This is a genomic window from Thermodesulfobacteriota bacterium, from assembly GCA_025062045.1.
GTDB lineage: Bacteria > Desulfobacterota > Syntrophorhabdia > Syntrophorhabdales > JANXAF01 > JANXAF01.
Genome location: JANXAF010000007.1, coordinates 72,198 through 85,453 on the forward strand (window position 1 = coordinate 72,198; position 13,256 = coordinate 85,453).

11 protein-coding genes and 1 pseudogene are annotated in these 13,256 nt (G+C 44.3%); 9 read left to right on the forward strand and 3 right to left on the reverse strand.

Annotated elements, in window-relative coordinates:
• Positions 1–15: 15 nt before the first annotated feature.
• Positions 16–237 (reverse strand): hypothetical protein, encoded by a 222-nt coding sequence (locus NZ583_06460; GenBank protein MCS7281250.1) that lies wholly within the window; start codon positions 235–237, stop codon positions 16–18.
• 57 nt (positions 238–294) lie between these two features.
• Here NZ583_06460 and NZ583_06465 point away from each other — a divergent pair, with 57 nt between their 5' ends.
• From NZ583_06465 to NZ583_06480, 4 genes are read left to right on the forward strand one after another with little or no spacing between them, the layout of a single operon-like run.
• Positions 295–2,049 (forward strand): NAD+ synthase, encoded by a 1,755-nt coding sequence (locus tag NZ583_06465; protein MCS7281251.1) that lies wholly within the window; start codon positions 295–297, stop codon positions 2,047–2,049.
• Positions 2,024–2,287, forward strand: coding sequence for a hypothetical protein (locus NZ583_06470; GenBank protein MCS7281252.1), 264 nt, complete (start codon positions 2,024–2,026; stop codon positions 2,285–2,287). The genes NZ583_06465 and NZ583_06470 overlap by 26 nt, the downstream gene beginning before the upstream one ends.
• 57 nt (positions 2,288–2,344) lie before the next feature.
• Entirely contained in the window at positions 2,345–3,049 is a 705-nt protein-coding gene (locus NZ583_06475; GenBank protein ID MCS7281253.1) for a type 1 glutamine amidotransferase, read from the forward strand.
• A gap of 4 nt (positions 3,050–3,053) precedes the next feature.
• Positions 3,054–4,385: a glutamine synthetase family protein gene (locus NZ583_06480; GenBank protein ID MCS7281254.1), complete on the forward strand. Its 1,332-nt coding sequence runs from the start codon at positions 3,054–3,056 to the stop codon at positions 4,383–4,385.
• Between the two features lie 51 nt (positions 4,386–4,436).
• Here the strand turns inward: NZ583_06480 and nifA are convergent, their stop codons facing one another.
• Positions 4,437–5,966: a nif-specific transcriptional activator NifA gene (nifA, locus tag NZ583_06485; protein ID MCS7281255.1), complete on the reverse strand. Its 1,530-nt coding sequence runs from the start codon at positions 5,964–5,966 to the stop codon at positions 4,437–4,439.
• Between the two features lie 220 nt (positions 5,967–6,186).
• Between nifA and NZ583_06490 the strand changes: the two genes are divergently transcribed.
• From NZ583_06490 to NZ583_06510, 5 genes are read left to right on the forward strand one after another with little or no spacing between them, the layout of a single operon-like run.
• Positions 6,187–7,380: an ammonium transporter gene (locus NZ583_06490; protein MCS7281256.1), complete on the forward strand. Its 1,194-nt coding sequence runs from the start codon at positions 6,187–6,189 to the stop codon at positions 7,378–7,380.
• 8 nt (positions 7,381–7,388) lie between these two features.
• A complete protein-coding gene (locus tag NZ583_06495; protein ID MCS7281257.1) occupies positions 7,389–7,730 on the forward strand; it encodes a P-II family nitrogen regulator in 342 nt (113 codons plus the stop codon).
• A gap of 2 nt (positions 7,731–7,732) precedes the next feature.
• Positions 7,733–8,860 (forward strand): glutamate synthase, encoded by a 1,128-nt coding sequence (locus tag NZ583_06500; GenBank protein ID MCS7281258.1) that lies wholly within the window; start codon positions 7,733–7,735, stop codon positions 8,858–8,860.
• On the forward strand, positions 8,850–10,493 hold the full coding sequence (locus NZ583_06505; GenBank protein MCS7281259.1) for a glutamate synthase-related protein: 1,644 nt from the start codon (positions 8,850–8,852) through the stop codon (positions 10,491–10,493). The genes NZ583_06500 and NZ583_06505 overlap by 11 nt, the downstream gene beginning before the upstream one ends.
• A gap of 34 nt (positions 10,494–10,527) precedes the next feature.
• Positions 10,528–12,873, forward strand: a complete 2,346-nt coding sequence (locus tag NZ583_06510; protein ID MCS7281260.1) for an FAD-dependent oxidoreductase — start codon at positions 10,528–10,530, stop codon at positions 12,871–12,873.
• Between the two features lie 65 nt (positions 12,874–12,938).
• Here the strand turns inward: NZ583_06510 and NZ583_06515 are convergent.
• A pseudogene (locus NZ583_06515) lies at positions 12,939–13,256 on the reverse strand (integrase core domain-containing protein).

The following is a 13,256-nucleotide window of genomic DNA, read 5'->3' on the forward strand; positions in this document are numbered from 1 at the left end:
TTTCTGATTTGGATCTTAGATTACGGATGGGAGGAAAAAAGGAACCTTATCGTGAATGAATCTTCCAGAGGGTGAAAAGATAAGGTATTCGCCCTTTTCTTCCTCCCAAACCCAAGTTTTGACCCGGACCGGGTCCAGAGTAATTTCAAATGAGGGACAGGGGGTGATAGGACATACCCATCTTTTCACCTGCCTTTCTGTCGAATCTTTACCGTTTTTCGATTCGAAAATCAACATGAATTGAAGAAACCTTTTGGGTATGAAAATTGCTTCTTTTTGGTGGAGGTTTGAAACATGCTCGTAAGATTGGGACTGGCTCAGATAAATCCAGTAGTGGGGGATCTTCCAGGAAATAGGGATAAGATTCTAGCTTATGTTGAGAGAGCTTTCGAGAGAGGAGTTCAAATACTGTCTTTTCCGGAGCTTTCTCTCGTTGGTTATCCGCCAGAAGATCTTCTCCTTAAGCCTAAGTTTATCGAGGACAATTTGAAGGTTTTGACGGATATTGCAAAAAGAATAAAAGAGATAGTCACCATTTTAGGTTTCGTCGAGAGAGAAGATGAAAGAATTTACAACGCGGCAGCTATTATTTATGGCGGAAAGGTATGTGGGGTTTACAGAAAAAGTATTCTGCCAAACTATGGAGTCTTTGATGAGAAGCGGTATTTCAAATCCGGAGGAGAGCCTTTAGTCTTCTCTTATGGCTCATTAACTTTCGGAGTCAATATCTGCGAAGACATATGGTTCAGAGAAGGACCAACAAAACTTCAAGTTTTCGCTTCCTCCTCGCTCATCCTCAACATAAGCGCATCACCCTACCATGTGGGTAAGATAAAGTTGAGAGAGGAGATGTTAAAGGAGAGAGCAAAGGAGTATGGGGTTACAATAGCCTATACAAACATGGTCGGAGGTCAGGACGAGCTCGTCTTTGATGGTGGAAGCATGGTAGTTTCCGCATCCGGGGAGATTCTTGCCAAAGCCAGACAGTTTGAGGAGCAGCTTTTACTTGTCGATATTGAGCTCGAAGTAAGAAGGATCGAGAACCAAAAAGCCAAATACTGGAAGGGGAAAAGGATAGAAATCGCAGAAAGGATCAGAAGATCCGATAAGTTAGTGCCGGTAGATAGATTCATAAGTTACGAACTCTCAGAGGAAGAAGAGATTTGGGAGGCACTCCTTCTTGGGCTTCGCGACTACGCAAGAAAAAACGGCTTCCATAAAGTCGTTATAGGATTGAGCGGAGGTATCGACTCTTCTCTTGTTGCGACCCTTGCATGCGACGCTTTGGGGAAAGAAAATGTGAAAGGGGTTTTCATGCCTTCCCGCTATACTTCTTCCGAGTCCAGAGAGGATGTGTACCACCTTTGCCGGAATCTCGGGATAGAGCCTTTAGAGATCCCAATCGAACCTATATTCTCAAGCTATAAAGAGTCTTTAAAAAACATATTCGAGAATCTGGATGAGGATGTGACAGAAGAAAACATTCAGGCCAGAATAAGGGGTAACATCCTTATGGCCCTGTCCAACAAGTTTGGCTGGCTGGTTCTTACAACTGGCAACAAATCTGAGATGAGTGTTGGGTATGCCACACTGTACGGCGACATGGCCGGAGGATTTGCCGTCATAAAGGATGTTCCAAAGACAACAGTTTACAAGCTGGCACATTACAGGAATAGCAAAGGCAGAGTAATTCCAGAAAGAGTCTTAAAAAAGGAACCATCCGCCGAACTCAAACCCGACCAGAAGGATACTGATACTCTTCCTCCCTATGGGATTCTCGATCCGATACTTAAGCTTTACATCGAGGAGGACAAAGAGCTGGAAGATATAGTCCTTTGCGGGATTCAAAAGGATACCGTTGAGAAAGTCCTAAACATGGTGGACAGAGCCGAATACAAACGGAGGCAAGCACCTTTGGGTATAAAGATTACACCAAAAGCGTTCGGAAAGGACAGAAGAATGCCCGTCACGAATCGATACAGGCACATCCACTTGGACCCTTTTTTGATCCAAGGGGGTAAAGATGGAACAAAATCAAAAAATAGTTGATCTCTCAATAAAAAAAAGGTTATCGGCTGAACTCTCAAAGGAAAAGGAAGAGAACAGAAAGAACACAGAGTACGATCTGTGCGAGATAATCAAAAAGGCACTGAAAAGCCTAAAAAACCTGGAAAACGCCTGGGAGATCAATAACTCTTCACTGGCTATGGGGGATGAAATCTCTTTACTCAGATTTTACCTGAACGTACTAGATGAACAGTTAGAGGCTACCCTAAAAGAACGATGAAAGGGTTCTTAACAATTTTGTTAATGTTTACAAAAATGTAAATTTGAGCCGACAAAAATGAAAGACAAAAGGGAAAGGAAGAACGTTTTGATCGTAAAAAACGCAATAGAAGAGGGACCGGGAAATATCGCGGAATTTTTAAAAGCAAAGGGGATCGAATTCCACGAGATCGAGGCTTACAAAGACAGGTACTTACCCGGTTCTTCGTTTCCCTACGAATATGTAGTAGTGCTTGGGGGTCCAATGGGAGTTTACGAGATAGATAGATATCCCTATCTAGCTATGGTTGCGAAACTGATAGAACTAGCTCTTAGCAAAGGAAAAAAAGTTCTAGGTATCTGCCTTGGTGCTCAGCTTCTCGCTTATGTATTGGGGGCAAGGGTTTACGATTCGGGGGAGCTTGAGATCGGATGGTGCGAGATAGAACTTACCGATGAAGGTTCTTCCGATGAATGCATTTCGACTTTTTTCGGAGAAAAAAGGAAATGTGAGGTCTTTCAGTGGCATAGAGATACTTTCGATCTTCCAAAGGGAGCACTAAGACTCGCATCTTCAAAAAGATTTCTAAACCAGGCGTTTTCGTACTTTGGATCCTTGGGCCTCCAGTTTCATCCTGAAATCACTCCATCGATGGTGAAAGAATGGTTTAGGGATCGAAAAGACTTCGAGCAAATCGTTCAAAAGACTAAAGTGATGTACGCCTCGTACAGAAAAGCCGCAGAGAACCTTTACGAAAAATTCTTTAAATTGGAAAGGAGGTAGTTACATGGAAAGACCGAGGGATAAACAGGACGTATTGAAACTTGTGAAAGAGAAGGACGTAAGGTTTGTAAGGTTTTGGTTTTGCGACATCCTTGGGCAGCTTAAAAGCTTCGCAATCCACGTGGACGAACTGGAGAGTGCATTTGACGAAGGTATGGGCTTTGATGGTTCTTCCATCAAGGGTTTTGCCCGGATCGACGAAAGCGACATGGTTGCCGTCCCAGATCCAAAAACGTTCGCCATTCTTCCATGGAGACCAAAAGAAAAGGCCGTTGCCAGGATGTTCTGTGATATTTACGAACCGGACGGTAGTCCTTATAAGGGTGATCCCCGCTACGCACTAAAAAAAGCATTGGAGAAAATGAGAAATATGGGGTTTACTAACTTTTATGTCGGTCCGGAACTAGAATACTTTTATTTCAAGTCCGACAGGGAACCGGAGATTCTGGACCAGGGTGGATACTTCGATTACCCGGTAGATGCAGCAGAAGATCTAAGAAGAGAAACGATTCTCGCCCTAGAAGAGATGGGCATAAGTGTAGAGTACTCTCACCACGAGGTTGCCCCTTCCCAGCATGAGATAGATCTACGCTACGCTGATGCTTTGGAGATGGCGGATACGGTTATGACTTATCGTGTCACAGTGAAAGAGATAGCAAAGAAATACGGTGTTTACGCCACTTTTATGCCGAAGCCCATATTTGGTGTAAACGGAAGCGGAATGCACACCCACCAGTCCCTTTTTATCGGAGAAAAAAACGCCTTTTTCGATTTCAATGACAAATACCATCTTTCGGATGTGGCAAAGTACTACATTGCAGGACTTTTAACCCACATAAAAGAGATTACGCTCGTACTCAACCAGCTTGTCAATTCGTACAAGAGACTCGTTCCAGGATACGAGGCACCGGTTTACATATGCTGGGCAAAAAGAAACAGATCGGCCCTTATAAGAGTGCCCATGTATAAACCAGGAAAGGAGAAAGCAACCAGGATAGAACTTCGATCCCCAGATCCGGCATGTAATCCATATCTTGCATTTGCAGCCATGCTTCTGGCGGGCCTAAAAGGGATAGAAGGGCGCTATAAGCTCTGCGAGCCTTTAGAGGTTGATGTGTACCATCTTCCTCCGGAAGAAAGAAAAAGACTTGGTGTTGACGAACTTCCTGGAAGCTTGATTGAAGCGATTGAACTTGCCGAAAAAAGCGAATTACTAAAGGAGGCGATTGGAGAGCACATATTTACAGAGTTGATCCAGAGTAAAAAAGTTGAGTGGGATGACTACCGGATAAGGGTTCAGCCCTACGAAATAGAGCGTTACCTGCCGGTAATTTGAAAAAGATCTAAAAAGAGGAAAGGGACTGACTTAAGTCCTTTTCCTCTTTTGTTATACCCGCTCATTTATTCCGTATTTTTCAATCTTGTACGTTATTTGACGGAGAGTTATTCCGAGAAGCCTCGCCGCCTTCGACTTATTGAAGTTTGTTTTCTTTAACGCCTCAACTATCCTTTCTCTTTCCACACCTTGGATCTCCGAAATTAGGGATTCGTTGCTTGATGTCTTCTCCTCGATGCTTTTCTTCTCTTCCCTTATGTACTCTTTGATGTACGATGGGATATCCTCTTCGGTTACAAGACCGTCCTCACTAAGAACCGCAATTCTTTCAATCGTATTTTCAAGTTCCCGTACGTTTCCCGGCCAGCTGTAGGCTCTTAATATCTCCAGCGCCCCGTTCGTTATTTTTAAATCCTTTCCATACTCCTTCCTGAACTTCTTTAAAAAATGTTCCACGAGGGGTAGTATATCTTCCCTTCTTTCTCTTAAAGGTGGGATAAAAATGGGCACAACGTTGAGCCTCCAGTAAAGGTCCTCTCTGAATTTTCCTTCCTTCACCATCTTTTCAAGGTCTCTGTTTGTTGCTGCTATTATCCGCACATCAACTTTTATGGGCTTTGTTCCACCTAAACGTTCGAAAGTTTGCTCCTGGATAACCCTAAGAAGCTTTACTTGGATCGCCTGACTTACATCTCCGATTTCGTCGAGGAAAATGGTTCCTCCATTTGCAAGCTCGAACTTTCCGGGCTTTGTGGCGTGTGCTCCTGTGAATGCGCCTTTTTCGAACCCGAAAAGCTCCGCTTCAAGAAGTGTTTCCGGAAGGGCGGCACAGTTCAGCGCAACGAAAGGGCCTTTCGATCTGTTGCCCTCGTAGTGGATCGCCCGGGCAATGAGTTCTTTTCCGGTTCCGCTTTCTCCTCTTACAAGCACAGTCGTTTTAGTATTGGCTACTTTAAGTGCTATCCTTATTACCTGTTCCATCTTCTCGGAAACTGAAATTATGTTTGGGATGCTGTGCTTTGCCTTTAGCTCCAAAAACAGGTGTTCTCTTTCTGTCCTCTCCTCCTCGTAGGCGTTATAGATCTTTATTGCCTGGCCTATCAAAGTGGCCACGATCTCTAAAACCCTCAAGTCCTCCTCAAGGGCAACCGTGTCTTGGAATATTCTGTCAACTGACAGTACGCCCAGAATCTCGTTCTTTATTTTTATGGGTACGCAGAGGAAAGATATGTTGTCCTTTTGGATCCTGGCCCCCGTTCTATTAAGGAAGAGCGGCTCTTTTCCGATATCTGGAACAATGATCGGGGAACCGCTTTCAACGACCCGTCCAACTATACCCTCACCGATTTTGTACTTCCCCCTTGCTATCTGTTCTTTTGTGAGTCCGTAAGCCACAGCGATTCTTAGCTCTCCTGTCTTTTTATCAAGGAGAGTAACTGTGCCCCGCTCCATATCGAGATGTTCGGAGAGGGTTTTCAAAGCATTAAGAATATTATCCTCCAGATTAAATGAGGAATTGAGTATCATGCTAACTTCCAAAAGAGCACTAAGCTCGGCATTTTTTCTTTTTAGGTCTTCCATGGTTTAAAGCTTAACATATTTGTAAGAAAGTTACAATTTTGTTACGTAACGCCTGGCTCTTTTCGCTTTTAGGGCTGGTATCGATTTTGCTTGTCATAAGAGCAAAAGCTAAGGAAAGGAGGAAATGATGAAAAAATCTCTAGCGGCAATTCCGTTTATCCTCCTTTTTGGGGGGAATACCCTTGCCCAGGACCTCGTAAATAGCGGGGACACGGCCTGGATGATAATGGCTACGGCTTTGGTTATGCTTATGACAGTTCCTGGACTTGCCCTTTTTTACGGCGGTCTGGCCAAGAGGAAGGATGCTCTCAACACCATAGCCATGTCTTTTGCATCTTTTGCGTTGGTTAGTATCCTTTGGATCCTTTACGGATACGCGTTTACTTTCGGCGAGGATATATCAGGTTTGATTGGAAGGCCGGTAAAACTCTTTCTTTCTGGGATTAGAGTGGAAAGCGTATCCGACGTAGCAAAGACTATCCCTGAATACGTATTCGTCGTTTATCAGCTCTCATTCGCGGCAATAACGGTTGCCCTTGTGAGTGGCGCGTTCATAGAGAGAATTAAATTTGGTGCGTGGATCCTCTTTACTATTCTATGGACGACTTTAGTCTACATTCCAATCGCCCATTGGGTTTGGGGAGGAGGATTTTTAGCAAAGTTGGGTGCTTTAGATTTTGCAGGAGGAACAGTGGTACACATAAATGCGGGTGTTGCTGCATTGATTGGCACAATATTTCTAGGGAGAAGGAAGGAATTATCCCTCATCCCGCACAATCTCACTGTTGTTGCCATGGGCACAGGCCTTCTCTGGTTTGGATGGTTTGGGTTCAACGCTGGTTCAGCCTTATCGGCAAATGGACTAGCCGGAATAGCTTTTGTCAACACGAATACCGCCTCTGCCATGGGTGCTATCTCCTGGATGGTGGCTGAGTGGATTGTCTCAAAAAGGCCGACTCTCCTTGGGTTTTGCTCCGGTGCAGTCGCAGGACTTGTAACGATAACACCTGCCGCCGGATTCGTAAACGTCTTTGGAGCTACCATTATGGGCATCTTTGCAGGTGCAGTTCCTTATTTTGCGGTCACAAAGATTAAGGCCTTCTTCCGATACGACGATGCACTCGATGTCTTTGGAATTCATGGAGTTGCCGGAATCTTAGGTTCCCTACTTTGTGGGATTTTTGCGGATCCTTCTGTGAATGAGATGGGAAGGGGACTCATTTATGGGAATCCAAATCAGCTTTACATTCAATTCATCGCAACTTTGGTGACGATCGTATATTCGGGCCTCGTTACAGCTTTCATATTTTTTGCTCTGCGGGTCTCGGTTGGACTCAGATCCAGTCTCGATGATGAAATTATCGGTCTTGATGAAAGTATTCATGGAGAAAGGGCATATAACTTGCATACATAGGAGGTAGTATGAAAAAAATCGAGGCAATAGTGAAACCGCACAGACTCGACGAAATCAAAGCGGGTCTTTCTGATGCCGGGATACTTACTGGCATGACAGTAACAGAGGTCAGAGGATTCGGAAGACAAAAAGGATACGTGGAAATTTATCGGGGAAGGGCATACGAAATAAGACTTTTACCGAAGTTAAAAGTGGAGATAGTCGTAAAGGACGAGGATTTGGAGAAAGCTTTAGCGATAATCATCGAAAAGGCCCGCACCGGAGAAATCGGAGACGGAAAGATCTTCGTCTATCCTTTAGAGGAAGTTCTAAGAATAAGCACTGGCCAGAGGGGGGATGAAGCCATATAGACATGTGCAGGCTTGTGGCAATCACCTCCAAAGATTATCTATCGCCGCTTGAGAATATCTTGGCGTTGGAAACTATGAAGGAAGGACATGACGGATCAGGAATGGGCTTGCTTTTGAAAGACTTGGGAGGGACCTTCCGGGAACTCAAGGAGTATCCTATCCTTTCAGGCACTGCAAGCAAAGAAGGTATTAAGGTTCTCGACGAGTTCATGGAGACTTTAGGGTTTAGACTTATACATGAATGGTCACCGAAAGTAAAAGGGAATAATGGAAAAAAAAGGATGGATCACTACTTCGCAAGGATATACGACTACCCCAGTAGTTTTCTTGAAAAATCCGACGAAGAAAAGGAAGATCTTCTCCTAAAAACTAGGATCTCCCTAAGGAAGCTTGGTGAAAAGAATGAGAATCTTTTTGTATTCAGTTTCTATCCCGATGTGATAATGCTTAAGGAAGTTGGAGATCCCATAGAGCTTTGTGAATTCTTCAACCTCGACAACGAAGATTTGAAAGCCAGGATTATCTTCGCCCAAGGAAGACAGAACACAAATTACTCAATAAACCTTTATGCGTGTCACCCATTCTTCATCCAGGGTTATTCTACGATGACGAATGGAGAAAATACTGCCTTTGTCCCTATAAAGGAGTTCTTAATGTCGAGAGGTTTTATGGGCTACGTAGGATACGAGAGTGACAGTGAGGTATTCACCCATATACTCCATTACACTGTAAGGAAACTCAAATTTCCGCTTTACTATTACAAGGACGTCATTACCCCCCTTAAAGATTCTGAAATGGAAGAAAGGAAGGACAAAGAGGCTTTAAGGCTCATAAAGAGATCTCTTAGATTTCTGACCATTGACGGCCCTAATTGTGTGATAGGTCTTACCCCTTCAGGGACGTGCTTTATGGTCCAGGATTCTAAAAAGTTAAGGCCGGGGGTTGTTGGGGGTGTACCTGGTAAATACTGTCTATCATCCGAGGTCTGCGGCTTAGACAGAGTGGTTCCTGAAAGGGACACTTCAAAAGACGTTTATCCGATGAAATACGAGATGGTAATTGTACCTTACGGAGCAGAAAAGGTGCTCGTTTGGAATCAGCTAAAAGGAGAGTTTGTGCGTGGAAATTAAAGGAGACGGGTCCCTTTCCATAAAGGAGTTCCCCTTTATCGTAAACTGGAAAGATGAAAGGTGTAAAAGGTGCGGAAGATGTTTAGCTGTATGCCCTAATAAAGCTATAATCTTAAGTCCAAAACTCGTAAGGACTGTTGAATCCTACGGACCTACACCTAATCCCCAGTTGAAGATAAAAGTAATCCATGTCATTGAACAGTCAAGGGACATCGAAAGGTATTGCACGGGATGTGCGATGTGCGAGATAGTTTGTCCTAACGGAGCAATAGAACCTACATACAATCCTCAAAATAGATTCTACCATTTCGCCAACAAAGGCGGAGAACCACTAAAAAGAGGAGGAAGGAGAAACGATCCATCCCCATCCACCCTTGACAGGATAAAATTCATCCGTATATCGATGCTCACAGACCCTGCCCTCGATGCTCTAAGGCACGAATTCAGGGTAAGAACTTTTATCGGGAGGTTGCTTCAGCCTGAGAATCTCCCTTTTACAGTTAAAAACGGTCTAATCGTTACGGATAAAGAGGCATTTGTCCCTCCTGTGAGGGAAATATTTCCCGTTATGATCGGTTCCATGTCGGTTGGAGCGTTATCTCCGCCTATGTGGGAAGGCCTTGCCATGGGTGTTGCGTATTTAAACGAAGTGGAGAGGATTCCGATAGTTATGTGCACAGGAGAGGGCGGGGTACCTCCGAGGCTTTTAAGGTCAAGATATATTAAATACTTCGTCATCCAGATCGCATCAGGATACTTCGGATGGGATGAGATTATCCACAGTATTCCACACATGGTTGATGACCCAGCGGCAATAGAGATTAAGTATGGCCAGGGTGCAAAACCAGGAGACGGTGGATTGCTTATGGCCCAAAAGGTGATAAAGCTCATAGCAAGAATAAGAGGGGTTCCGGAAGGTGTCGATTTAGCATCACCTCCTACGCACCAGACAAAGTACTCAATCGAGGAAGCGGTTGCAAAAATGATTCAGTCCATGTCTATGGCTTTCGGATTTCGGGTTCCAGTCTATCCAAAGATATCAGGAACTAAGACAGCAACCGCTGTTTTGAATAACCTTGTGAGAAACCCTTACGCCTCAGCCATTGCAATAGATGGCGAAGATGGGGCAACAGGTGCCGCGTACAATGTATCACTCGACAAAATGGGCCATCCGATAGCATCGAATGTTAGGGATTGCTACTTAGAACTCGTAAAGCAGGGAAAGCAAAATGAACTGCCGATCATAGCGGGAGGAGGGATCGGAAAGAAAGGCCACCTTGCCGCAAATGTTGCTGCCCTCATCATGCTTGGCGCCTCCTGCGTTCAAGTATCGAAGTACATAATGCAGGCAACCGCAGGCTGTCTCGGTGATGAATATGGAAGGTGCAATATCTGTAACACCGGAAAGTGTCCAAAAGGGATAGCAACCCAAGATCCCAAGTTGTATCGAAGGCTCGATTCTGAAAAAGTCGCTGAAAGGCTAGTAGATGTGATTCGGGTTTGCGAAAAGGAACTGAAAAAGATATTTGCGCCAATGGGGAGGAGTACGGAACTGCCGATAGGGATGTCTGACGGGATAGGAATCGATGACAAAGATATGGCGGAGAGACTGAAAATAAGCTATGTATGCTGAGAGATCTATCCTGGAACCAAAAATAGCAGAAGGAATGGAGTGGATTGATTCGAAAACTGTAAGAATTTATGGGAACGTGAACGGTTTCCGTGTGCCTTCTAGAATTTTGGAAGAACTTGTCCAAGATTCAATAAAAAAAGGAGCAAGAAAAATCTTTCTGGTCGCTGACGGTCAACATGGAATCGGTGGAAGAATATGGCCGAGGGAGGAAAAGATCGTAGTTATAGTTGAAGGACCATGTGGACAGAGGCTAGGATCAATGGGCATGTTCGGGACAGAGATAGTTGTTAAGGGGTCAGCCTCCAACGATGTGGGATGGTTAAACTGTGGGGCGAAAATAACTGTTTTAGGAGACGTTGGCGATGGTGCCTTCAATGCTGCGGCTCAAGGAGTCCTTTACGTTAAGGGAAGTGGTGGTGCTAGATGTGATACGCTAACGAAACATAATCCTAGATTTGATCCTCCACAGTCTTGGTACTTGAGGGATGTGGGGGATAGTTTTGCCGAGTTTAAGGCCGGTGGAATATCTGTTGTCTGTGGATACAATCCGAGAAATCCTGAAAATGTTTTAGGTTATAGACCCTGTGTAGGAATGGTAGGAGGTGTCATATATTTCAGGGGAAATATAAAAGGCTTCAGCGAAGAGGACGTAAAGCTTCTCTCTCTCGAGGAATCGGACTGGCTTTGGCTTACCCATAACATGAAAAGATTTCTCGAGGCTATAGGGGAAGAAGGGTTATTTGACGAGCTTACGCGAAATCCGTCCGAGTGGATGAAACTTGTGGCCCTCACACCCTTAGAGAGGAAAAAGAAAAAGTCATTTTCAATCTCCATGACTGAATTCAGGATAAAACATTGGGAAAAGGAAGTTGGAAAAGACGGTATCTTCGCTGAATACATAGACCACGAAAGATGGACAGTAATACCTTACGTTGTAACAGGCGAGCTAAGAAAAGCAAAACCTAACTGGAAAAATGAGAGTTACCTTTCCCCTTGCAGTTTTGCCTGTCCAACTAATATACCCGTAGGAAAGATACTTTCCATCCTAAGAAGTGGAAATTTGGATAAGGCAAAGAAGCAACTCATTTCACACTCTCCCCTGCCCTATACTGTCTGTGGCGAACTCTGTCCAAATCTTTGCATGGAGGCCTGCACGAGATGCCTGGTCGATTCTCCCGTAGGTATAAATAGGATGGGAGAGCTTATTTCCGATGTGGAGCCTCCGGAATTCAAGATCAAATCCGAAAGAAAAATCGCAATTATCGGGGGAGGACCGGCCGGAATGAGTGCAGCGTGGCATCTCACATTGAGGGGATACTTGGTTGAAATTTTTGAGGCAGAAAAAACATTAGGAGGGAAGATAGAGTTTTTGATACCGAGGGAAAGATTTAACTATGAGATCTTCAGAAAGGAGATAGAAAGGTTCATTTCGGTTGTAAATAAGGTGCATCTAGGCGAAAGGGTAACTAAGGACAAGTTCCGCAACATATATGAGGGCTACGATCTCATCATCATCGCAATTGGAGCTCACAGGCCAAGGAGACTTCAGTTTCCGGGTTCAGAACAAGTAATTTCGGGCTATGAATTTCTAAAAGAGATAAACGAAGGGAAAAAGCCGGATCTTAAAGGAAAGAGTGTAGTCGTCATCGGCGCGGGTAATGTGGGAATGGATGTTGCATCCTTAGCTTACGTATTCGGAGCTAGTAGTGTCTACGCAATAGATATCCAGAAACCAAAAGCCTCTGGAAAGGAACTAGAGATAGCAAAAAAAAGAGGGGTCAAAATTGTATGGCCGAAAAATGTAAAAGAGTATGACAAAAAGAGAAAAAGGCTGATCTTCCATGATGGGAGTTTCCTTGAAGCGGACTCTGTTTTCTTTGCAATAGGAGATATACCGGATTTAGATTTTGCGCCTTCCGAGATCGTTTCTTCGGACGGTTGGATACAAATAGACGAAAACTTTAAGACCAGGGACCCAAAGATTTACGCGATAGGAGACATAACGGGTCTTGGCCTTATAACACACGCAATAAGCCATGGAAAAAGGGTTGCGGAATACATCGATTTTTATCTTTCTGGAGTGACTTCAAAACCGGCTCTAAAGGGCGTAATCCCCTATGATAGGATAAAAAAAGAGTATTACTACGGAACCACATATGAAAAGAAAGAGGGCATAGTCGGAGAAGCACAGAGGTGCCTCTCATGTGCAATCTGTAGAGACTGCCGCATATGTGAGGCAGCTTGTTTTTCAAATGCTATAAAACGGATAGAGAAGTATCAAGGATTTGAGTATATTTCTGAAGACGAGAGTTGTATTGGCTGTGGGATATGTAGTTACGTATGTCCGTGTGGTATCTGGGAGTTGGAAGAATTGCCCTAATCTTTGCTATCTTCTGACTTTAAATGTAAAAGTCAAGACTCGATCTGACATCCTCCGTTGGTGTATCATGCCATCACCTCGTACCCAATCATTTTCTCTCTGGTCATAGGAATAGCATCAAGAAAGGTCTGCATCGGCGTCTTCCCATAACAGTATCTCCCTGAATGAGGTCGCTCCTCATTATATTGCTTAAGCTACCCATCCAGATCCACCTGAAGCTCCTCAATCGATCGGTAAACCTTGGTCCTGAAGGCCACCCGATAAAACTCATCCAAAACCGTCCTCTGAAACCGCTCACACACCCCATTGGTCTGAGGAGACTTCGTTTTGGTCTTCGTATGCTCTATCCCCTCCACCTGAAGATAAAGCTCATACTCATGATA